This window comes from Streptomyces sp. RFCAC02, from assembly GCF_004193175.1.
Classification (GTDB): Bacteria; Actinomycetota; Actinomycetes; order Streptomycetales; family Streptomycetaceae; genus Streptomyces.
In genome coordinates this window covers 1038363-1060262 of record NZ_SAUH01000001.1, presented here as the reverse complement: position 1 = coordinate 1060262, position 21900 = coordinate 1038363, and the positions used below count along the sequence as shown (strand labels likewise).

19 protein-coding genes and 1 pseudogene are annotated in these 21900 nt (G+C 73.7%); 16 read left to right on the top strand and 4 right to left on the bottom strand.

Features of this window, described 5'->3' with window-relative positions:
• Positions 1–23: 23 nt before the first annotated feature.
• Positions 24–1238, top strand: a complete 1215-nt coding sequence (locus EMA09_RS04765; protein WP_129839194.1) for a DUF1266 domain-containing protein — start codon at positions 24–26, stop codon at positions 1236–1238.
• A gap of 275 nt (positions 1239–1513) precedes the next feature.
• Here EMA09_RS04765 and EMA09_RS04760 read toward each other — a convergent pair whose 3' ends face one another.
• Positions 1514–2830 (bottom strand): hypothetical protein, encoded by a 1317-nt coding sequence (locus EMA09_RS04760; RefSeq protein ID WP_129839193.1) that lies wholly within the window; start codon positions 2828–2830, stop codon positions 1514–1516.
• A 139-nt stretch (positions 2831–2969) separates the two neighbouring features.
• Between EMA09_RS04760 and EMA09_RS04755 the strand changes: the two genes are divergently transcribed.
• The 10 genes from EMA09_RS04755 to EMA09_RS04710 all read left to right on the top strand — a co-directional run bounded on the left by EMA09_RS04755 (position 2970) and on the right by EMA09_RS04710 (position 15997).
• Complete coding sequence (locus EMA09_RS04755; RefSeq protein WP_168220637.1) at positions 2970–3719, top strand: thioredoxin domain-containing protein; 750 nt, start codon at positions 2970–2972, stop codon at positions 3717–3719.
• Between the two features lie 130 nt (positions 3720–3849).
• Positions 3850–4785: a hypothetical protein gene (locus EMA09_RS04750; RefSeq protein ID WP_129839189.1), complete on the top strand. Its 936-nt coding sequence runs from the start codon at positions 3850–3852 to the stop codon at positions 4783–4785.
• A 133-nt stretch (positions 4786–4918) separates the two neighbouring features.
• Positions 4919–5932, top strand: a complete 1014-nt coding sequence (gene lgt / locus EMA09_RS04745; RefSeq protein ID WP_129839187.1) for a prolipoprotein diacylglyceryl transferase — start codon at positions 4919–4921, stop codon at positions 5930–5932.
• A 7-nt stretch (positions 5933–5939) separates the two neighbouring features.
• The gene (locus EMA09_RS04740) at positions 5940–6644 is read left to right on the top strand and encodes a VIT1/CCC1 transporter family protein (protein ID WP_129839185.1); all 705 of its coding nucleotides are present in this window, start codon (positions 5940–5942) and stop codon (positions 6642–6644) included.
• Between the two features lie 443 nt (positions 6645–7087).
• A complete protein-coding gene (gltB, locus tag EMA09_RS04735) occupies positions 7088–11611 on the top strand; it encodes a glutamate synthase large subunit (RefSeq protein ID WP_129839183.1) in 4524 nt (1507 codons plus the stop codon).
• A complete protein-coding gene (locus EMA09_RS04730) occupies positions 11604–13064 on the top strand; it encodes a glutamate synthase subunit beta (protein ID WP_129839181.1) in 1461 nt (486 codons plus the stop codon). The genes gltB and EMA09_RS04730 overlap by 8 nt, the downstream gene beginning before the upstream one ends.
• 152 nt (positions 13065–13216) lie before the next feature.
• Positions 13217–13555 carry a chorismate mutase gene (locus EMA09_RS04725; RefSeq protein ID WP_129839179.1) on the top strand — a complete coding sequence of 113 codons (339 nt, stop codon included), beginning with the start codon at positions 13217–13219 and terminating at the stop codon, positions 13553–13555.
• Positions 13556–13656: 101 nt separating this feature from the next.
• Positions 13657–14070, top strand: a complete 414-nt coding sequence (locus EMA09_RS04720) for a hypothetical protein (RefSeq protein WP_129839177.1) — start codon at positions 13657–13659, stop codon at positions 14068–14070.
• An 89-nt stretch (positions 14071–14159) separates the two neighbouring features.
• Positions 14160–14549, top strand: a complete 390-nt coding sequence (locus tag EMA09_RS04715; protein ID WP_168220636.1) for a hypothetical protein — start codon at positions 14160–14162, stop codon at positions 14547–14549.
• 35 nt (positions 14550–14584) lie between these two features.
• Positions 14585–15997: an AarF/UbiB family protein gene (locus EMA09_RS04710; protein WP_206305900.1), complete on the top strand. Its 1413-nt coding sequence runs from the start codon at positions 14585–14587 to the stop codon at positions 15995–15997.
• Positions 15998–16019: 22 nt separating this feature from the next.
• Here EMA09_RS04710 and EMA09_RS29420 read toward each other — a convergent pair whose 3' ends face one another.
• Entirely contained in the window at positions 16020–16424 is a 405-nt protein-coding gene (locus tag EMA09_RS29420; RefSeq protein WP_346655805.1) for a polyprenyl synthetase family protein, read from the bottom strand.
• A gap of 95 nt (positions 16425–16519) precedes the next feature.
• A pseudogene (locus EMA09_RS29415) lies at positions 16520–17248 on the bottom strand (polyprenyl synthetase family protein); the annotation flags it as partial.
• A 77-nt stretch (positions 17249–17325) separates the two neighbouring features.
• On the opposite strand from EMA09_RS29415, the gene EMA09_RS04700 reads away from it, so the two are divergent.
• Genes EMA09_RS04700 through ispG form a run of 3 tightly spaced genes read left to right on the top strand, consistent with a single transcriptional unit; the run spans position 17326 to position 19572 of the window.
• Positions 17326–17811, top strand: a complete 486-nt coding sequence (locus EMA09_RS04700) for a hypothetical protein (protein WP_129839173.1) — start codon at positions 17326–17328, stop codon at positions 17809–17811.
• Positions 17812–18402 carry a terpene synthase family protein gene (locus EMA09_RS04695; protein WP_276324211.1) on the top strand — a complete coding sequence of 197 codons (591 nt, stop codon included), beginning with the start codon at positions 17812–17814 and terminating at the stop codon, positions 18400–18402.
• Between the two features lie 51 nt (positions 18403–18453).
• On the top strand, positions 18454–19572 hold the full coding sequence (ispG, locus tag EMA09_RS04690) for a flavodoxin-dependent (E)-4-hydroxy-3-methylbut-2-enyl-diphosphate synthase (protein ID WP_129839169.1): 1119 nt from the start codon (positions 18454–18456) through the stop codon (positions 19570–19572).
• 22 nt (positions 19573–19594) lie between these two features.
• Here ispG and EMA09_RS04685 read toward each other — a convergent pair whose 3' ends face one another.
• A complete protein-coding gene (locus tag EMA09_RS04685) occupies positions 19595–19951 on the bottom strand; it encodes a helix-turn-helix domain-containing protein (RefSeq protein WP_206305899.1) in 357 nt (118 codons plus the stop codon).
• Between the two features lie 153 nt (positions 19952–20104).
• Between EMA09_RS04685 and EMA09_RS04680 the strand changes: the two genes are divergently transcribed.
• Both EMA09_RS04680 and EMA09_RS04675 read left to right on the top strand, forming a co-directional pair.
• Positions 20105–21313 carry an MFS transporter gene (locus tag EMA09_RS04680; RefSeq protein WP_168220831.1) on the top strand — a complete coding sequence of 403 codons (1209 nt, stop codon included), beginning with the start codon at positions 20105–20107 and terminating at the stop codon, positions 21311–21313.
• A gap of 58 nt (positions 21314–21371) precedes the next feature.
• On the top strand, positions 21372–21887 hold the full coding sequence (locus EMA09_RS04675) for a tetratricopeptide repeat protein (RefSeq protein ID WP_240796229.1): 516 nt from the start codon (positions 21372–21374) through the stop codon (positions 21885–21887).
• Positions 21888–21900 lie beyond the last annotated feature (13 nt).

Genomic DNA, 21900 nt, shown 5'->3' with positions numbered 1-21900 from the left:
GCGTTCCGGTACAGTCGGGACCCATGGGCACCGACGGGGCCGCGGAGGGCATACCGTGGCAGCCGCCTTCGGCGGTCGAGGCAGCACTGTACGAGGCCGCGCTCGCCGAGGACTGGTCCGCCTACTTCGCGCTCCTGTCCGGCACCGACCTGTTCCTGCCCGTCTCCCGCGAGATCGCCGACGCCACCGGCGGCGTCCGCTTCATCCCCTTCACCGACCCCCGGTTCAAGGGGCCGGCGATGCCCGTCTACACCCGGGGCATGCTGACCGCCCCCACCGCACGCCGCGTCCACGAACGCACTGAACTCGCCCTCCTCGCCCGGCGCTGGCCCCGCCCGGCCCGCTGGCTCGCCGTCAACCCGGGCACCCCCCTGGAGACGTTCCTCCCCGCCGCCCCGCGCCGCTGGCGCAAGCTCGCGCGGACGGCCGCCCCCGAGCCGCGGCTCAAGACCCTCTGGCAGGGTCCCCGTTCCGGCCCGCTCGCGCACGGCATGGCCTGCGACGCCCTCATGCTCGTGCACAACGGCCTCCTGTGGAATCAGCTCGGCTGGCAGAGCAGCGGCTACTCCGAGGCCAGGAAGCTGCTGCGCCGCTGGTGGGGCGTCGGCTCCCGCCGCGAGTGGCAGGAGACCGCCGGACGGCTCCTGCGCTGCGAGATCCTGCCCCCCGCCTGGGAGTACGTGCTGCGCGTGCGGCAGGCGATGATCCTGGAGTCCGGCCGGATGCCGGGGGCGGTCCAGTGGCGCGAGACGGCGGAGCGCGTCATCGTCTCCCGCACCGCCGAGGTCGTCGACGAGACGGGCCGGCCGCCCGGCTTCGACCTCGACGCGGACCTCGGCCTCGTGCAGCAGCTCATCGGCCGTGTCCTCCGCTACGAGGCGCGGTTCCGCGCGGACGGGCTGCTCGCCGCCGACGAGTGCGTCAGGTCCGTCGCCGCGTGGGACATCGGACGCGCCTCGGGCGTGGCCCGCTGGGGCGTCGGCGCGGGCTTCGCCACCCCGGCCGAGGCGGAGACGCTGCTGCTGCGCTCGGGAGCCGCCGCCCGCCAGGTGCACCGGTCCTGGTCGGACTTCGCCGCCGGGTACGTCCTCGGCCGCTGCCTCCACTTCGACAGCGAGGAGTTCGGTGACTGGTACACCGAGATGCGGGACGCCCACCGCCTGCTGTCCACCGAGCAGGACAGCCCGTGGCTCAGCGTCCCGTGGGAGCAGCCGGCGGCCGACCGCAGCGAGCGCTGAGGGGCCGCCCCGCGCCCGTACGGTGGCCGGTATGACGTGACCGCGCGTCCCGGTGACGGAGGAGCCGGGTCCGTCGGCTCCCGATCGTGGACGAACTGCTGGCCGCCGGGACGGACCGGTGGGGTTCGCATGCATTCACGGCCGGGCAGGCCGCACCCGACGCACCGCTCGGAAGGGGGACGGTCACGGGTACCACTGCGCCGTTCTCACCGGGCCGAGGAGCAGTACGAGCACCGCCCACGGCGTCCCCAGCGGAGGTCCCGACCCGCCGCCGCTCACCACCGGGTCACCAGCAGGTGGTTCACGAGGAGCGGCAGCGCGGCCTGCGCCGCGAGCCACCACCGGGAGCCGCGGTCCGGGAGCAGCGCGCAGACCGGCAGCAGCCACACGGCGAACGGCAGCCAGATCCGCTCCGTCTCGGCCTTGCTCATGCCCGACAGGTCCGCCACGAGCAGCGCGACGCACGCCGTGCCCACCAGCGCGATCAGCCCGGCCCGCCGCCCCGTTCGCCACTCCGTGCGCCCCGCGCAGGCGAGACGGCCGAGCCCGGCCGACGTGGCGAGACCCACCGTGAGGACCTGCACCACCACGTTCGCCCACACGAAGTACCAGTACGGGCGCTCACCGCCGACCCCCTGGTAGTACCGCTCCACCAGCGTCGAGCAGCCGTCGAACCACCAGAAGCCCGCCGCCGTGAACCCCACCACCCACGGCAGGACGCCCAGCACCACCCACGGCAGCGGCCGCCATGTCCGGGCCAGGACCAGCACGGCCGCGCCCGGGACCGCCAACAGCGCGAGCCCGTACGACAGGTACAGCAGGAGCCCGGACAACACCCCGGCCCCGAGCGCCGCGAGCCACGGTGCCCGCACCGCGCCCGTCGCAGCGAGCGCGAGCAGCGCCACCGCCCACGCCCCGACCGCGGCGAACCAGGCGTCCGCCGACACCCCGAGCCACACCGCGGCGGGCGCGACGACGACGAACGGCGCCGCCCGGCGCGCGAGCGCCGTGCCCGCCACGGCCCGCACGGCCACCAGTACGGCCGCCGCCGCGCTCGCCCCCGTCGTCACACAGAACACCGCGGCCCACGCACCGCCCCCGAGCCCCACCCGGTCCAGCACCACGAACGTCAGCGTCGCCGCCGGGGGATGCCCCGCCACGTGCGCCGACCAGTTGTCCGGCGCCCCCAGCGGGATGTGATCGGTGAACGTGCGCAGGAAGTGGCCCACGTCGCCGATCCGCGCCACCTCAGGCACGTACTCCTCACCGGTGGCGAGCCGTTCGGTGACGCCCCGGTGCAGGCCGTCCACCAGCGCGAGCGCCCAGATCCAGGCCATCGACGCCGCCCAGGCGGCCACCGGTATCCACCGCCACCGCAACCGCCGCGCCACCCCGAGCGCGTAGAGCACGAGCAGCACCGCCAGCACGACGGCCACGGGGGTGCCGGGACCCCAGTGCGGCTCCCAGCGTGCCGACACGGGCGGCCACCGCATGTGCAGCACGTTGTCGTCGTTGACGGCGGCGCCGACCAAGGCAGCCGCGCCGAACAGCACGGCCGCCGCTGCAGCTCCGACACCATGAGAAACACTCACGCCGTCACGCTACGTGATGGGTACGACAGAACCCCCGCCCGAGCGGACCTTGTCATCACTTCGACAGGAGTCCGCCGACCGGACCCGCCGGTTGCCGCCGGAAGCGTGTCCTGCCCGACGCCTGTTCGTTGGCCCGGGTGTGAGTGAGAAGAACCGAGAAGGCAAGCGCAGCGCCCGGGAACGGCTCCGGGCGGAACGGGAACGCGAGGCCGCCGGCGCGCGCCGGACCCGCACGGTCAAGGTCGGCGGCGTCGCCGTCGTCGCCCTCGCCGCGGCGGCCGGCATCGGCGTCGTGGCCGCCGGCGGCGGTGACGAGGCCGACAACGGCGGCGGATCCGCCGAACCGATCGTCGTCGGCCGTACCGACGCCCCGGCCACCCTCACCGTCTACGAGGACTTCCGCTGCCCCGCCTGCGGCCAGTTCGAGCAGACCTTCCGCGACACGATCCACGAGCTGACGGACACCGGATCCCTGCGCGTCGAGTACCACACCGTCTCCATCATCGACGGCAACATCGGCGGCGACGGCTCCAAGAACGCGGCCAACGCCGCCGCCTGCGCCCGCGACGCCGGCGCCTTCGCCGCCTACCACGACACGCTCTTCGCGCACCAGCCGTCCGAGCGGGACGACGCGTTCGCCGACAAGGACCATCTCATCGACCTGGCCGCCGACATCGAGGGGCTGGACACCCCGGTCTTCCGCGACTGCGTCGAGCAGGGCACCCACGACTCCTGGGTGAACCGCGTCAACTCCGACTTCATGCAGTCCGACTTCAACGCGACGCCCACCGTCCTCCTCGACGGCGAGGACATCTACGGGAGCGACGCGTCGGTGGCCCTGACCCCCGACACCCTCCGCACCCGCGTCGAGGAGCTGGCCGGCGCCTGAGACGGGGCCGGGCCGGCCGTGCGGCGGCGGACTTGCGGAGAAGACGTGAAGGCGTGGAGGATCTTGCTCCCGGGTCCCCGCCGATGGGCGGGGCGTGCCGGCCCCGTGCGTCGACGAAGGTGCAGCCGTGATGACGAAGCGTCCCCCGACCACCGGCGCGCACGGCGGAACGGGGAAGCGGCCGCCGGACTGGCTCGGCCCGGTCCTCGGGCTCCTCGCGGCCGCGATCACCGCGCTCGTCCTGCGGCCCGGGCTCGTCCTCGACCGGCCCGACCCCGACGCGGACCGGCCGCCGGCCACGGACACCCTGGCCGTCACCCCGTCGCCGGACGCGCCGGCCGCCCCGGCGGCGACCGAGGGACCCACCCGCGACGCGCCGTTCCGCGGCACGCCCGCCGCGGACTGGGCCGACGGCCGGGACGGGCTCGACGCGCCGCCCCCCGGGCCGGTGGGCGGTGTCTCCGCGGCCCGGATGGACGAGGCCGTCCGCCTGATCCACGCCTTCCTCGCCGGCACCAATCTCGCCCCCGGCGTCCTCGCCGGCGAGACACCGCACGAGGCACTCGCCCTCGTCGACCCCGCCTCCGACGCCGCGGCCTGGCTGGAGCTGGCGCTCGCGGCCCCCGGTCCCGACCACGACCCGACGGCGCTCCTCAGCCGATTCCACCCGGACCGCGTCGGCACGCTCGGCGATGTCGTCAAGGTCGCGGGCCGCACCGAGGCCGAACCGGCGCCCGACGGCGGCGCCATCATCCACACCGACCACACCTTCGTCTACGCGCTGCGGGCGGCCGACGGCTCCGAGCGCGCCACCCGGGCCGTCGTCCGGCGCGTCATCGACTTCGCCGTGCACGCCGCTCCCCGCCCGGACGGGCACGCCGCGACCGTGTGGCCGCTCCAATGGCAGGTGTACCGGGGCAACGACGACTGCGCCGTGACCGACGGCTACCTCAATCCGCGCTTCGGCCCCGACGCCGCCGCGGACACCGCTCCCCCGACCGACCCCTACGACCGTGAGGGCGTGCCTCCGGCGGGGGAGGAGTGCAGCGCCCTCGCCCGTCTCTGACCGCCTTCCGCCCGCCCCGGCCCGGCGATCCGGCACTCCGGGTGACGCGACGGGCGCGCCCCGTGGCGGCGCTGCCCCGGGCGGGGCCGCGGATTACCGCGCGGGCGCCCCGCACGGTAGCGTCGGGGGCACCATGGAGATCCTGGCCTCGATTCCCAGCCCCGGCGAGAGCGAGATCCACCTCGGACCGCTGCCGCTGCGTGGGTACGCGCTGTGCATCATCATCGGCGTCTTCCTCGCCATCTGGCTCGGCGGCAGGCGCTGGGTCGAACGGGGAGGCAGGCAGGGGACGGTCGCCGACATCGCCGTCTGGGCGGTCCCGTCCGGGCTCGTCGGCGCACGTGTCTACCACGTCGTCACCGACCACCAGCTCTACTTCGGCGAGGGCCGCGACTGGGTCGACGCGTTCAAGATCTGGGACGGCGGCATCGGCATCTGGGGCGCCATCGCCGGCGGCGCCCTCGGCGTGTGGGTCGCGTGCCGCCGCCGGGGCATCGCCCTGCCGCCCATGGCCGACGCCATCGCCCCCGGCATCGCCTTCGCCCAGGCCATCGGCCGCTGGGGCAACTGGTTCAACCAGGAGCTGTACGGCCGCCCCACGGACCTGCCGTGGGCCGTCGAGATCGACAACGGCCTCGACAGCGGGACCTTCCACCCCACCTTCCTGTACGAGTCGCTGTGGTGCCTGGGCGTGGGGGCGCTGGTGCTGTGGGCCGACCGCAGGTTCCGGCTCGGGCACGGGCGGGCGTTCGCCCTCTACGTCGCGGCGTACACGGCCGGCCGGTTCTGGATCGAGTCCATCCGGATCGACGAGGCGCACCACATCCTCGGCCTGCGCCTGAACGAGTGGACGTCCGTCTTCGTCTTCGCCGCGGCCGTCGTCTACCTGGTCGTGTCGGCCCGGCGGGTGCCGGGCCGTGAGGAGGCGGTCGAGCCCGACGCCGGTACCGACGCGCCGGACGGTGCCGCCGGGGCGGCGGACGACCCGGCGGCGGACACCGCCGAGGGCACGGAGCGGACCGTCGACTTCGCGAAGCGGGGGGATCCGGAGGGCGACGGCACCCCGGCCGATGCCGAGACCGTCACCGCGACCAAGGCCGGAGCCGGGGACGGCGACGCCGACCCGGCGTCCGTGAAGCCCGCCTGATCCTGCCGTGTCCGTCTCCGCCGAAGCGCACCACAGCCACCGCGACGTGAACGGCGGCTGGCTCCGCCCCTCCGTGTTCGGAGCCATGGACGGCCTGGTCTCCAACCTCGGCCTCATCGCCGGCGTCGCCGGCAGCTCGGCGTCCTCCCGCGCCGTCGCGGTCGCGGGCCTCGCCGGGCTCGCGGCCGGCGCGTTCTCCATGGCGGCCGGCGAGTACACCTCCGTCGCCTCCCAGCGCGAGCTGGTGGAGGCCGAGATAGAGGTCGAACGACGGGAGCTGCGCCGGCACCCCGCCGACGAGCTGGCGGAGCTCACCGACGTCTACATCCGGCGCGGCGTCGAGCCCGAGCTGGCCCGCGAGGTCGCCCGCCAGCTCTCCGCCGACCCCGAACAGGCCCTGGAGATCCACGCCCGCGAGGAGCTGGGCGTCGATCCGGGCGACCTGCCGTCCCCCACCGTCGCCGCCGTCTCGTCCTTCGGCTCCTTCGCGGTGGGCGCGGTCCTGCCCCTCCTGCCCTACCTGCTCGGCGCCACGGCCCTGTGGCCGGCGGTCGCCGTGGCGCTCGTCGGGCTCTTCCTGTGCGGCGCGGTCGTCGCCCGGCTGACGGCCCGCCCGTGGTGGTTCAGCGGGCTGCGGCAGCTCGTCCTGGGCGCCGCGGCGGCCGGCGTCACCTACGGGCTCGGCGCGCTCTTCGGCACCGCGCTGGAGTAGCGGCGCACGTCCGATCGGGTCGTTCCGCCCACGCCGGGCATCCCGCCCACTGCCGGAGAAATGCACCGGGGAGACTTCCCCCGAAGCGGGAATAACGGGCGCGCCGTGCGCGCTGTGCGTCCTGGCGATCCGTCCCGGTGAGAATGTTTCCCGCGGGTTTCGGCTCCGCGTCACCGGGAATAGCTCCGGTGGCCCGCGAGCGGTGATCCGCGCCTCACTCCGAGGTGCGAGGCGGGCACAACCGCCCATTCCGGCACGGCGACGCAGCCGCGAGTCCGTATGGCGGACCCCAGTATCCGCTTCCCGGGAACCGGGACATCGTGTAACCTGCACGAAAATTTACGCATGAACCAGGGCCAACGTCGTCCCTCGGAGCCAAGCAACAAGCCAAGACGACGACGGGAGAGCCGATGCGTTCCGCGTCCCACCCGGTTCGACAGGGTATGTACGACCCTCGTGACGAGCACGACGCCTGCGGTGTCGGCTTCGTCGCGACGCTCACCGGCGAGGCCGGCCATGAGCTGGTCGATCAGGCGCTGACCGTCCTGCGGAACCTCGAACACCGCGGCGCCACCGGGTCCGATCCGGACACCGGCGACGGAGCCGGCATCCTCCTGCAGGTGCCGGACGCCTTCCTCCGCGAGGCCGTGCCCTTCGCACTGCCCGCGGCCGGCGCCTATGCGGTCGGCATGGCGTTCCTCCCGGCCGACGCCCCCGGCGCCGACGCCGCGACCGCCCGGATCGAGGCCATTGCGGCCGAGCAGGGCCTCACCGTCCTCGGCTGGCGCGAGGTGCCCGTCGCCCCGCAGCTCCTCGGCGCCGCGGCCCGCGAGACGATGCCGTCGTTCCGCCACCTGTTCGTCGCAGACGCCGCCGGCGAGCGGACCGGCCTCGACCTCGACCGGCTCGTCTTCGTGCTGCGCAAGCGGGCCGAGCGCGAGGTCGGCGTCTACTTCCCGTCGCTCTCCGCGCGCACGCTCGTCTACAAGGGCATGCTCACCACAGGGCAGCTCGAGCCGTTCTTCCCGGACCTCTCCGACCGGCGGCTGACCAGCGCCATCGCCCTCGTGCACTCCCGCTTCTCCACCAACACGTTCCCGAGCTGGCCGCTCGCACACCCCTACCGGTTCGTCGCCCACAACGGCGAGATCAACACCGTCAGGGGCAACCGCAACTGGATGCGCGCCCGCGAGTCGCAGCTCATGAGCGACCTGTTCGGCGGCCCGGACCAGCTCGAGAAGGTCTTCCCCGTCTGCACGCCCGACGCGTCCGACTCCGCGAGCTTCGACGAGGTCCTCGAACTGCTGCACCTCGGCGGCCGCTCCCTGCCGCACTCGGTGCTGATGATGGTGCCCGAGGCGTGGGAGAACCACACGTCGATGGACCCGGCCCGCCGCGCGTTCTACCGCTTCCACTCCACGATCATGGAGCCCTGGGACGGCCCCGCCTGTGTCGCGTTCAGCGACGGCACGCAGGTCGGCGCCGTCCTCGACCGCAACGGTCTGCGTCCCGGCCGCTACTGGGTCACCGACGACGGCCTCGTCGTGCTGTCCTCCGAGGTCGGCGTCCTCGACATCGACCCCGCCCGCATCGTGCGCAAGGGCCGCCTCCAGCCGGGCCGTATGTTCCTCGTCGACACCGCCGAGCGGCGCATCATCGAGGACGACGAGATCAAGGACGCGCTGGCCGCCGAGCACCCGTACGGCGAGTGGCTTGACGCCGGTGTCATCGAGCTGGCCGACCTGCCCGAGCGCGAGCACGTCGTCCACACCCACGCGTCCGTCACGCGCCGCCAGCAGACCTTCGGCTACACGGAGGAGGAGCTGCGCGTCCTGCTCACGCCGATGGCCCGCACCGGCGCCGAGCCCATCGGCTCGATGGGCACCGACAGCCCCATCGCGGCGCTCTCCGACCGTCCGCGGCTGATCTTCGACTACTTCACCCAGCTCTTCGCGCAGGTCACGAATCCGCCGCTGGACGCGATCCGCGAGGAGCTGGTCACCTCCCTGCGCTCCGCCCTCGGCCCCCAGGGCAACCTGCTCGCGGCAGGACCCGCGTCCTGCCGCACCGTGACGCTGCCGTTCCCGGTGATCGACAACGACGAGCTGGCCAAGCTCATCCACATCAACGCGGACGGCGACCTGCCCGGTTTCGCCGCCGCGACCATCTCCGGCCTCTACCGCGTCGGCGGCGGCGGCGAGGCGCTGGCCCAGCGGCTGGCCGACATCAGCGCCGAGGTGGACGCGGCCATCGCCGACGGCGCCCGCATCATCGTGCTGTCCGACCGCCACTCCGACGCCGAGCACGCGCCCATCCCGTCGCTGCTGCTGACCTCCTCCGTGCACCACCACCTCATCCGCACCAAGCAGCGGACGCAGGTCGGTCTGCTCGTCGAGGCCGGCGACGTGCGCGAGGTCCACCACGTGGCCCTGCTCGTCGGGTACGGCGCCGCCGCCGTCAACCCGTACCTCGCCATGGAGTCCGTCGAGGACCTCGTCGCCCGCGGCACCTACCTGCCCGGCATCGAGGCGAACGACGCCATCCGCAACCTCATCAAGGCCCTCGGCAAGGGCGTCCTCAAGGTCATGTCCAAGATGGGCATCTCCACGGTCGCCTCCTACCGCGGCGCCCAGGTCTTCGAGGCCGTCGGCCTCGACGAGGGCTTCGTCGACGCCTACTTCCACGGCACCACCACCAAGATCGGCGGCGCCGGCCTCGACGTGATCGCCCGCGAGGTCGCCGCCCGTCACGCCAAGGCGTACCCGGCCTCCGGCGTCGCCCCCGCGCACCGGAACCTGGAGATCGGCGGCGAGTACCAGTGGCGGCGCGAGGGCGAGCCGCACCTGTTCGACCCGGAGACCGTCTTCCGCCTCCAGCACTCGACGCGGCAGCGGCGCTACGACATCTTCCGCCAGTACACGTCGCGCGTGAACGAGCAGTCGGAGCGCCTGATGACGCTGCGCGGCCTGTTCCGGCTGCGTGACGGCGAGCGGGCGCCCGTGCCGATCGAGGAGGTCGAGCCGGTCGCCGAGATCGTCAAGCGGTTCTCCACCGGCGCGATGAGCTACGGCTCCATCTCCAAGGAGGCCCACGAGACGCTCGCCATCGCCATGAACCAGCTCGGCGGCAAGTCGAACACCGGTGAGGGCGGCGAGGACTCCGACCGCCTGGTGGACCCGCGCCGCCGCAGCGCGATCAAGCAGGTCGCGTCCGGCCGGTTCGGCGTCACCAGCGAGTACCTGGTCAACGCGGACGACATCCAGATCAAGATGGCCCAGGGCGCAAAGCCCGGCGAGGGCGGCCAGCTCCCCGGCCACAAGGTCTACCCGTGGGTCGCGAAGACCCGGCACTCCACGCCGGGCGTCGGCCTGATCTCGCCGCCGCCGCACCACGACATCTACTCGATCGAGGACCTGGCGCAGCTCATCCACGACCTGAAGAACGCCAACCCGGCGGCCCGCATCCACGTGAAGCTAGTCTCCGAGGTCGGTGTCGGCACCGTCGCCGCCGGTGTGTCGAAGGCGCACGCCGACGTGGTGCTGATCTCGGGCCACGACGGCGGCACCGGCGCCTCGCCGCTCACCTCGCTCAAGCACGCGGGCGGCCCCTGGGAGCTCGGCCTCGCCGAGACCCAGCAGACGCTGCTGCTCAACGGGCTGCGCGACCGCATCGTCGTCCAGACCGACGGCCAGCTGAAGACGGGGCGCGACGTCGTCATCGCCGCGCTGCTCGGCGCCGAGGAGTTCGGCTTCGCGACCGCGCCGCTCGTCGTCTCCGGCTGCATCCTCATGCGGGTGTGCCACCTGGACACCTGCCCGGTCGGCATCGCCACGCAGAACCCGGTGCTGCGCGAGCGCTTCTCGGGCAAGCCCGAGTTCGTCGTGAACTTCTTCGAGTTCATCGCCGAGGAGGTCAGGGAGCTGCTCGCCGAGCTGGGCTTCCGCACCCTGGAGGAGGCCGTCGGCCACGCCGAGCTGCTGGACGTCACCCGGGCCGTCGACCACTGGAAGGCGCAGGGTCTGGACCTCGCCCCGCTGCTGTACGTCCCCGAGCTGCCCGGGGGCACCGCCCGGCACCGCACCACCGAGCAGGACCACGGGCTGGCCAAGGCGCTGGACAACGAGCTGATCCGGCTCGCGGCCGACGCCCTGTCGGCCGAGGCGGCCGAGGCGGCCCACCCGGTCCGCGCCCAGGTCGCCGTCCGCAACATCAACCGGACCGTCGGCACCATGCTGGGGCACGAGGTGACGAAGCGGTTCGGCGGCGCGGGACTGCCGGACGACACCATCGACATCACGTTCACCGGCTCGGCGGGCCAGTCGTTCGGCGCCTTCGTGCCGCGCGGCGTGACCCTGCGCCTGGAGGGCGACGCCAACGACTACGTCGGCAAGGGCCTCTCCGGCGGCCGGCTCGTGGTGCGTCCCGACCGGGGCGCCGACCACCTGCCGGAGTTCTCCACGATCGCGGGCAACACCATCGCGTACGGGGCGACCGGCGGCGAGGTGTTCCTGCGCGGCCGGGTCGGCGAGCGGTTCTGCGTCCGCAACTCGGGCGCGCTGGTCGTCGCCGAGGGCGTCGGGGACCACGGCTGCGAGTACATGACCGGCGGACAGGCCGTCGTGCTCGGCGCCACGGGGCGGAACTTCGCGGCCGGCATGTCCGGCGGCACCGCCTACCTGATCGACCTCGACCCGGCGAACGTCAACACCGGCATGGTCGCCGTCGAGGAGCTCGACGACGGCGACCGCGCGTGGCTGCACGAGGTGGTGCGCCGCCACGCGGACGAGACGGGGTCGACCGTCGCCGCCGGGCTGCTGGCGGACTGGGAGACCGCGGTCACCCGCTTCAGCAAGATCATGCCCACCACCTACAAGGCCGTGCTCGCCGCCAAGGACGCCGCCGAGCGGGCCGGACTCTCCGAGTCCGAGACCCACGAGAAGATGATGGAGGCGGCGTCCCATGGCTGACCCGAAGGGCTTTCTCACCACCGCGCGCGAGACCGCCGCGTCCCGTCCCGTCGAGGAGCGCGTGCGCGACTGGAACGAGGTCTACGTCCCCGGTTCGCTGCTGCCCGTCATCAGCAAGCAGGCCGGCCGCTGCATGGACTGCGGCGTGCCGTTCTGCCACAACGGCTGTCCGCTCGGCAACCTCATCCCCGAGTGGAACGACTACGCGTACCGCGGGGACTGGGCCGCGGCCAGCGAGCGGCTGCACGCGACGAACAACTTCCCCGAGTTCACCGGGCGCCTGTGCCCGGCGCCCTGCGAGTCGGCGTGCGTGCTCGGCATCAACCAGCCGCCGGTGACCATCAAGAACGTCGAGGTCACCATCATCGACAAGGCGTGGGAGGCCGGCGCGGTCACCCCGCAGCCGCCCCAGCGCCTGTCCGGCAAGACGGTGGCCGTCATCGGCTCGGGTCCCTCGGGGCTCGCCGCCGCGCAGCAGCTCACGCGCGCGGGCCACACCGTCGCCGTGTACGAGCGCGCGGACCGGATCGGCGGTCTGCTGCGCTACGGCATCCCGGCGTTCAAGATGGAGAAGCGGCATCTGAACCGCCGCATCGAGCAGATGCGGGCCGAGGGCACCAAGTTCCGCACCGGCGTGGAGATCGGCCGTGACATCGACGCCGCCAGGCTGCGCAAGCGGTACGACGCGGTCGTCATCGCGGCCGGCGCCACCACCGCGCGCGACCTGCCCGTCCCCGGCCGCGAGCTGAACGGCGTGCACCAGGCGATGGAGTACCTGCCGCTCTCCAACAAGGTGCAGGAGGGCGACCTCGTCTCCTCGCCGATCACCGCCGAGGGCAAGCACGTGGTCGTCATCGGCGGCGGCGACACCGGCGCCGACTGCGTCGGCACCGCGCACCGGCAGGGCGCCGCGTCCGTCACGCAGCTGGAGATCATGCCGCAGCCGGGTACCGACCGGCCCGCGCACCAGCCGTGGCCGACGATGCCGATGACCTTCAAGGTCACCTCGGCGCACGAGGAGGGCGGCGAGCGGGTCTACTCCGTGTCGACCACGCACTTCGAGGGCGACGAGGACGGCAACGTCCAGTGGCTGCACCTGGTCGAGGTCGAGTTCGTGGACGGGAAGCTGACGCCGCTGCCCGGCACCGAGCGGAAGATCCCGGCGCAGCTCGTCACGCTGGCGATGGGCTTCACCGGCACCGACCAGGAGAACGGCCTGGTGCAGCAGTTCGGTCTCGAACTGGACGCGCGCGGCAATGTCGCGCGGGACGCCTCCTACGCCACCAACGTGGACGGTGTCTTCGTCGCCGGTGACGCCGGACGCGGCCAGTCGCTGATCGTGTGGGCCATCGCCGAGGGGCGCGCCGCCGCCCGCGGTGTGGACCGTTACCTGACCGGCGAGTCCACCCTGCCGTACCCGGTCCGGCCGACCGACCGCGCCCTGGCGGTCTGACCGGCCGGGGGCGACCCCCAGCGTGCCGTACAGAGCCGTGCGGACACATCGACGCCCGCCCTTCCCCGACCGTGAGGGCGGGCGTCGTGCTGTCCCGCGCCCGTTCCTGCCGCGGCCGCCACGCCGGTGCGCGGGCCGCATAGGGTGGACCCATGAACAGCAGTACCGATCTCGACGAGTCCGTGTCCGCGGAGCTGTCCGCGCTGCGTGACAGCATCGACAACATCGACGCCGCCGTCGTCCACATGCTCGCCGAACGGTTCAAGTGCACGCAGAAGGTGGGGCGTCTGAAGGCGGAGCACGCCCTGCCGGCCGCCGACCCGGCGCGTGAGGCGCGCCAGATCGCGCGGCTGCGCCAGCTCGCCGAGAACGCCAAGCTGGACCCGGCGTTCGCGGAGAAGCTGCTGAACTTCGTCATCGCCGAGGTGATCCGCCACCACGAGACGCTGGCGGGCCGCCGTCCGGCGGCGGGGGAGGGCGGCGCGGGCTGAGCGTCCGGCGCGCGCCACCGCGTCGCGGCGCGTGAGTGATCGGTCACAATGTCCTCCCGAGGGTCCGCCGTCCGCGGAGCCGCCGAGCGAAGGAGGGCACGGTGCCCCGTGCCGAGAGGGAACGCCGCCGCCGTATCGCAGACGCCGCGTCCGGACTGCGCCGCCGCCCGGCCGTCGTCCTCTATCTCTGCGTTCCCGGGCCGCCCCGGGAGGCGGAGGTGGCGCGGCTCGAGGCGTACGCGCGGGAGCGCGGCATCCGCGTCACCGGCACGGTCGTGGACCTGGTCGATCCGGCGTCGCCGGTCGAGGAGCGGCCGGGCTGGCGCAGCATCAGGGAACTCGTCCTGACGCACCAGGTCACGGGTGTCCTGACGGAGACCGCCGACATGTGCGGCGCGACGCCGGCGGAGCACGGCGCGGTCCTCGCCTGGCTGGCGGACCACGCGGCCGACCTGACGGTCCTGCCCGCACCGGTGGACAGGGGTGCGCCCACCACACCGGTCGCAAGTGTGTAAATCTGTCCTATTAGGCGCCTCTTGTCCGCTTCGTACCGCTGCTCCTGTCGTGGGAATCGTCTGCGCACGGGCTGAATGGAGCAGAGGACATGGCCAAGAGTCTCAGCGACACGATGCGGGATCTCGTCGGCGGTGTCGCCGACGAGATCAAGGAAGCCTTCGACGAGGTCATCGACCACGGCAGGTACCGCGACCGGCGTGAGCGCGACCGGCACTGGGACCGGGACCGGCACGACCACCGCGACCACCACGACGGGGACCGCGACCGTGACCGCGACCGGCACTGGGACCGCGATCACGACCGTGACCGGCACGACCGTGACCGCGACCGGCACGACCGGGACAGGCGCTGGCACGAGCGCGATCGGGAGCGTGCCCGTGACGCGGCGCGCTGGGACGAACTGGTGGACCGGGTGGAGACCCTCACGGCCCTGATCCGCTCGGTCAACTCCGAGGTCGCCGAGGACGCCAGGTCCTGACGGTCCCCCACCCACCCTCATGAGGCGGCCCGGACTTGAGCGCTGCTCGGCTGCGCACGGTCACCCGTGTGCTGGGCGATCTCCTCACGGGGGAGATCAGGCAGGTCCTCGGGCCGCGACGGGGTGCCGGCGGGTCGGCGCGCCAGGAGGAACGGGCCGTCGCAATCCGTGAGTCGCTGGAGCGGCTCGGCCCCTTCTGGATCAAGGTGGGGCAGATCCTGTCCACGCGGCCCGACATCGTCCCGGCCTCCGTCATTCCGGAGCTGGCCAAGCTGCACGACCGTGTGGACATCCTGCCGTTCGCCCACTTCGAGCCGGTGCTCCGGGCCGAGTTCGGCGACGACTGGACGGCGCGGTTCTCGGACATCGACACGGGCAAGCCGCTGGGTGCCGCCTCCCTGGCACAGGTCTACCGCGCGACCCTGCCTTCCGGCCGGGCCGCCGTGGTGAAGATCCAGCGACCCGGTGTGCAGGACGTCGTCCTCCAGGACATGGCCCTGATGCGCAGGGCGGCCCGCCTCGTCGGCCGGGCCGCTCCCCGCTTCTCCTCGGTCATCGACGCCGATGCCATGCTCGGCGTCATCTTCGACGCGATGCAGCCCGAGCTGGACTTCACCAACGAGGCGCGCAACATGCGGCGCGCCCAGGGGCTGGTCGCCGATTTCGAGCATCTCACCGTCCCCGACGTGCACCTGGTCAAGCCCCGGGCGATGGTGCAGTCCCTGGCGCCCGGCGTGTCGATCAACCAGGCGGATCCGGCGGCGTTCGGGCGGCAGGAGCGGGCGGCGATCGGCCGGGAGCTGCTGTCGTTCCTCTACCGCGGCTTCTTCATCAACCGCTTCTTCCACGCGGACCCCCACCCGGGCAACACCTTCGTCGCTCCCGGTCTGCCCGCCACGGTGATCGACTGGGGCATGGTCGGCCGCGTCGACCGCAGGACGAGCATGCTGCTCGTCCTCATCCTGCTGAATCTCGCGCAGAACGACGGCCACGGCCTCGCGGCGGCGTGGTCGGAGCTGGGACAGGCCACCCCCTGGGCGCAGCCCGCGGCCTTCGAGGCCGACATGGCGACTCTGGTGCCCCGCATCGCCGACGCCTCCCTGGAGAGCCTGGACTTCGGCGTCACCCTGACCCGTATCCTCACCTGCTCCACGCGCCGCGGCATCGCCACGAACCCGGCGATCTCCATTCTCGGCAAGGCGTTCGGGAACATCGAGGGGTCGGTCCGCTGCCTCGCGCCGGAGCTGTCGATCGTCGACATCTTCAAGGAGGAGCTGGGCACCGTCCTGCGCGCCCTCGCGCGCGAGACCGTGTCCACGGAGCAGTTGGCGCGTACCGCGATGGAGGTGCTGCTCGGGGTCCCCGTGATGCCCGGCCAGTTGCGGGGGCTCCTGCGGGACCTGTCGGGGGGCCGTTCCGTGTTCCGCGCCGGGTCGGGCACGGGCTGAACCGCCCGGGACCGCCGCGTGGTCAGCGGGTGCGGCCCACGAGGTAGTCGGACACCGCGGTCAGCTCCCGCCATGTGCGGGGACGCAGCGGGACATCGAGCAGTGTCTCCCGCGCGAGGGCGAGGCAACGGCGCCCTTCGGCCAGGGTGCGGGACCGTCCGCCGGCCTCCTCGATCACGGCCGCCGCCCGGCGGGTGCGTTCCTCCGTCATCTCGCCCGGCTCCCCGAGCAGGCCGGCGAGGTGCCGGGCGGCCGCCGTGTCGCCGGTGAGCGTCATGACGACGGGCAGCGTCCTCTTGCGGCTGCGCAGGTCGCTCCCGGCGGGCTTGCCGGTGCTGCGCGGGTCGCCCCAGATGCCCAGCAGGTCGTCCACGGCCTGGAACGCGAGACCGAGGAGGCGCCCGGCCTCGGTGAACGCCCCGACCATGCGGGGCGTCCCGCCGGCGAGGAGCGCGCCGAGCCCGCGGCGCGACCGAAGAGGGCGCCGGTCTTCCCGATCGCCATCGCCCGGTACTCCTCGATCAGGACCGCTCCCGAGCCGTCGAACGGCCGCCGCTCGAACTCGAGGTCCTGTGCCTGCCCGCGCATCAGCCCGGACAGCGCGCCGCACAGGAGCCGCACCGCGTGCGGCGTGCGGTCGCCCGCCGCGTCGCTGACGACCTCGAGGGCGAGCGCCTGCAGCGCGTCCCCGGTGAGGACGGCCGGACCCGTGCCGAACGTCTCCCACACGGCGGGACGGTGCCGGCGTTCCTCGTCGCGGTCCATGATGTCGTCGTGCACCAGGCTGAAGGTGTGCAGCAGTTCCACGGCGACGGCGGCGGGCACGGCCGACGCGCCCGTGCCGCCCACGGCCTCGCCCGCGAGGACGGCGTACGCCTGGCGCACTCCCTTCCCCGCGCGTGGCGGCGGGGAGCCGTCCGGATGGCAGCCGAGGCCGCACGCGTACGCCGCGGCCCGCCGGGTCGCGGGATGCAGCCGGGCCAGGGATTCGGTGAGGGCCGGGCGGACGAGGCCGCGGCAGCGGTCGAGGATGTGTTCGGCGGCCGGAGCGTTGTCGACAGAGGTTGCGGTCGCAGGCACCTGACGGCCCCTCTCCTGGGTCACCGGATCCGGCCGATCGTGCGCCGGGCGGTCCCTTCGATTGGAGGGGACCCCGTCCGGCGCTGGCAAGGACGCCACGTGGTTTCCCCCGGGAGGGGGACGACAGTGGGGGCGGCGCGCACGCTTCCCCGATCGGGTGAAGAGCCGCATAACGGCGCATGGCGGGCGGATCCGGCGCCGAGCCTCTCAGGGAGAACACGGGAGACGACCGCCTCGGGAGGTCACCCTTGATCACGCCCGACACCGAGATCGAACTGCCGCCGATCTACTGCCCCCTCGAACCGGCCGTCCATCCCCGTGTCCACGCGGTGGAACGCCGGGCGGACGACTGGATCCGCGCGTCGGGGATGTGCGCGGACGACACCGAGTGCCGGTGGGTCATCGCCACCCACAGCGTCAACTTCTACGGCCGCTTCGCTCCGTTCGCCGACGACGACCGGCTGCTCGCGACCGCCCTGTGGGTCTACTGGGGATTCGCGTTCGACGACGCCCGCTGCGACAACGGGCCGCTGAGCGACCGCCCCGACCGGTTCGCCGCCCTGGCCGGACGGGTCCAGCGGGCCGTCGAGGGGCCGACGGCCGCGGCCGGCGGCGAGCGGCTCATCCCGCCCCTGCAGCGGATCGTCGCCGGGTTCCGCGCCATCGGCACGCCGCTCCAGGCCCGCCGGTTCGGCGCCGCGCACCGGGCCTGGCTGTCGGGTGTGACCTGGTAGATCGGCAACCAGGCGGCGGGCCGCATCCCCGACCTGGACGAGTTCCTCGGGATGCGGCTGCTGTCCTCCGGGGGTGAGCCGACGTTCGCCATGCTGGAGCTGGCCTCGGGCCTGGAGGTGCCGGCCCGGGAGATGGAGAGTCCCGCCGTCCGCGCGCTCACCGAGATGGCGATCTGCGTCGCCGCCCTCGACAACGACCGCCAGTCCTTCCGCCGGGAGGTCCTGCGCGGGCACACCGGCCAGAACATCTACACGGTGCTCGTCAGGCGGCACGGCCAGTCGCTCTCCGAGGCGGCGGTTTCGGCGTCGGCGCTCCGCGACCTGGTGTTCCACCGCTTCCTGCGGCTCATGGCCCGGGTCAGGCCGCGCGGCAGCGTGGAGCTGCGCAGTTACCTCGACGGGCTGCGCCACGGCATCCGCGGCAACGCGGAGTGGGGCCAGATGGTGCCGCGCTACCTGAGCCGGGGCCGTCTGCCCGACCCGCTCGACGACTCCGCCGGCTTCCAGTGGGCCGACCGCCCGGCCGACCCGGCCGCGGCACCGCCCCGCGTCCCCACGATCGCCTGGTGGTGGGACGACGACCTGTGCTGACGCCGTACCGGGCACGGCCCGGCCCGTTCCACGCCGACCTCCGGAGCTGAGATGCCTCCCACCGACCTCGGTATGCCCCCCGCTCCCGCGCCCCGCCGCCGTGTCAGCCGTCAGCTCAGGGTCGGCAGCGTGCCGGTGGGCGGCGACGCGCCGGTGAGCGTGCAGTCGATGACCACGACCGTCACCGCCGATGTGAACGCCACCCTCCAGCAGATCGCCGAACTGACCGCCGCGGGATGCCAGATCGTACGGGTCGCCGTGCCGTCGCAGGACGACGCGGCCGCGCTGCCCGCGATCGCGGCGAAGTCCGCCGTCCCGGTCGTCGCCGACATCCACTTCCAGCCGAAGTACGTCTTCGCCGCCATCGACGCCGGCTGCGCCGCCGTCCGCGTCAACCCGGGCAACATCCGGCGGTTCGACGACAAGGTCCGCGACATCGCGCGCGCCGCCGCCGGCGCCGGGGTGCCCATCCGGATCGGGGTCAACGCGGGCTCGCTCGACCCGCGGCTGCTGGCCCGGCACGGCAGTGCGACACCGGAGGCCCTGGTGGAGTCGGCGCTGTGGGAGTGCTCGCTGTTCGAGGAGCACGGCTTCACCGACATCAAGATCAGCGTCAAGCACCACGACCCGGTCACGGTCGTCGCCGCCTACCGCCGCCTCGCCGCCGCCTGCGACTACCCGCTGCACCTCGGCGTCACCGAGGCCGGGCCGCTGATGCAGGGGACCATCAAGTCGGCCGTCGCCTTCGGGCAACTGCTCGGCGACGGGATCGGGGACACGATCCGGGTGTCGCTGTCGGCGCCGCCCGTCGAGGAGGTCAAGGTCGGCATCGGCATCCTGGAGTCGCTGGGTCTGCGGACCCGCAGGCTGGAGATCGTCTCCTGCCCCTCCTGCGGGCGGGCGCAGGTGGACGTCTACTCGCTCACCGACCGCGTCACGGCGGCGCTGGAGGACTTCCCGTACCCGCTCCGGGTCGCCGTCATGGGGTGCGTCGTCAACGGTCCGGGGGAGGCGCGGGAGGCGGACATCGGCGTCGCGTCCGGGAACGGCAAGGGGCAGATCTTCGTGAAGGGCCGGGTGGTGGCGACCGTACCGGAGCACCGGATCGTGGACGCGCTGGTCGAGGAGGCGCTGCGGCTGGCGGAGAGCGGGGAGGACGAGTCCGGCTGAGGGGGCGCGCCGGCGCGCGTGGTCACGCTTCCGGCGCGGTCCAGGCGGCGACCAGGGCGAGGAGGCCGGGGAAACGGGCGTCGAGGTCGTCCACCCGGACGTGGCTGCGCCGTTCGAGACCGTACTGGCGCTGCCGGATCAGGCCGGCGTCGCGCAGGGCGCGGAAGTGGTGGGTGAGCGAGGACTTCGGCCGGTCGATGCCGAACCAGCCGCAGGGGTGGTCGAACCGCTCGCGCTCCAGCAGCAGTTTGCGCACGATTCCCAGCCGGAGCGGGTCGCTCAGCGCGCCGAGGACCGTCTCCAGGCGCAGGTCCGCGACGTCCGGCTCGGGCAGCGGAGCGGGGAGCCCCGGCGGCTCCGGCAGCGTGATCGGTCGCAAGGGGCACTCCTCGGGTCCGGGGAACGGGCTGTACGTATTCCATCGTACAGTGCATGCTTGTACGACTCGATTCGTACTGCCGGACCCCGACGCCGGACTCGAACTGAACGGAGATCAGCCGTGCCCCGGACCCGGAACGCACCACCCGAAGCGGTGACCGCGTCGACACCACCGCCGTCCCCGCCGCCCGCGGCCACCGCCCGCATCTGGCTCGCCGCCTGGCCCGTGGCCGCCGTCTTCGTGCTGTCGAACGCCGCCACCCCGCTGTACGTCCTCTGGCAGCGGGACATCGGCTTCTCGAAGGGGACCCTCACCGTCGTCTTCGCCTTCTACATCGTCGGACTCCTCGGATCGCTGCTGGTCAGCGGTGTCCTGTCGGACCGCCTCGGACGCCGGCCGGTCCTGCTGCCCGCCCTGGCACTCGCGCTGGCGGCCTGCGCCGTCTTCGCCACGGCGACGTCGGTCGCCGCGCTCGTGATCGCCCGCCTGTTCACCGGGGTGGCGGTCGGCGCCGTCGTCTCCGCGGGCATGGCGGCCGTGGCGGACGTCGCGGGGCCGGGGCGGCGGCGCACGGCGGCGCTGCTCGCGTCGTGCGCGATGGTCTTCGGGGCGGGCCTCGGCCCCTTTCTCGCCGCCGTCCTGTCCGAGACGCTGCCCGGGCCGACCGTGACCGTCTTCGCCGTGGAGGCCGTCCTGCTGCTGAGCGCGGCCGCCGTGGTCCTGCGGCTCCCGGCGCGGCGGCCCGCGCGCACCGCGCACGGGCCGTGGATACGCCTCCCCGCCGTCCCCCGGGAGCACCGGATCCGCCTCGTCCTCGGCGTCGCCGTCTTCGCGCCGGGCATCACGGCGACCTCGTTCGTCCTCTCGCTCGGCCCCTCCCTGCTCGCCGGGCTGCTCGGCACGACCGACCGGACCGTCGCCGGGGCGATGGCCTTCCTCATGTTCGCCACGGCGACCGGGGCGCAGTTCGCGGCCCGGCGGCTCGGGCGGCGCGCCCTCCTGCTCGCCGGCGCGCTCGCGACCACCGGGAGCATGGCGGCCCTCGTCACCGCGGCGCACACGGCGTCCGCCGCCGCGCTGATCGCCACCGCCGTCCTCGCCGGCGCGGGACAGGGACTCGGACAGCTCGGCGGACTCACGCTGCTGGGCTCCGCCGTCCCGCCGGACCGCGCCGCCGAGGCGAACGCCGCGCTGAACACCGGCGGTTACCTGCTCGCCGCCGTCCTGCCCGTGTCCGCCGGCTACCTCAGCGACGCCGCGGGACTCGCCACCGGGGCCACCGTCTTCGCCGCCGTCCTCGGCGCGCTCGCGGTCGCCGGCGGCGGCACCGTCGTCGCGGCCCGGCGGGACGCCCTCACCTGACCGGCCGGTGCCGCCCCCGCCCCGGGGCGGCACCGGCCACCGTGCGACGATGCGCCGCATGACCGGACACCGGGACCAGGCGGACGACCTCGGCGAGCGGCTCGAACGCGCCGTACGGGCACGTGAGGACGGCCGACACGAGGAGGCGCGCACCCTGCTCCTCGCCCTCCGCGCCGACCACCCGGACGACGCGACGGTCGCCTATCAGACGGCCTGGGTCCACGACGCCCTCGGCCTGGAGCGCGAGGCCGTCCCCCACTACGAGCGCGCCCTCGCCGGCGAGGGGCTCACCGACGCCGAACGCCAGGGCGCCCTCGTCGGTCTCGGCAGCACCTACCGGGTCGTCGGACGCCACGACGACGCCGTGGCCACCCTGCGCGCCGGCGTCGCCGCGTACCCGGACCACGGCGCGCTGCGCACCTTCCTCGCCCTCGCCCTCCACAGCACCGGCCGGCACACCGAGGCCACCGGACTCCTGCTCACCCTCCTCGCCGAGACCAGCGCCGACCCCGGTATCACGGCGTACCGCCGCGCCATCGCCCGCTACGCCGAGGACCCCGACCGGACCTGGTGACCGAATCGCTGCT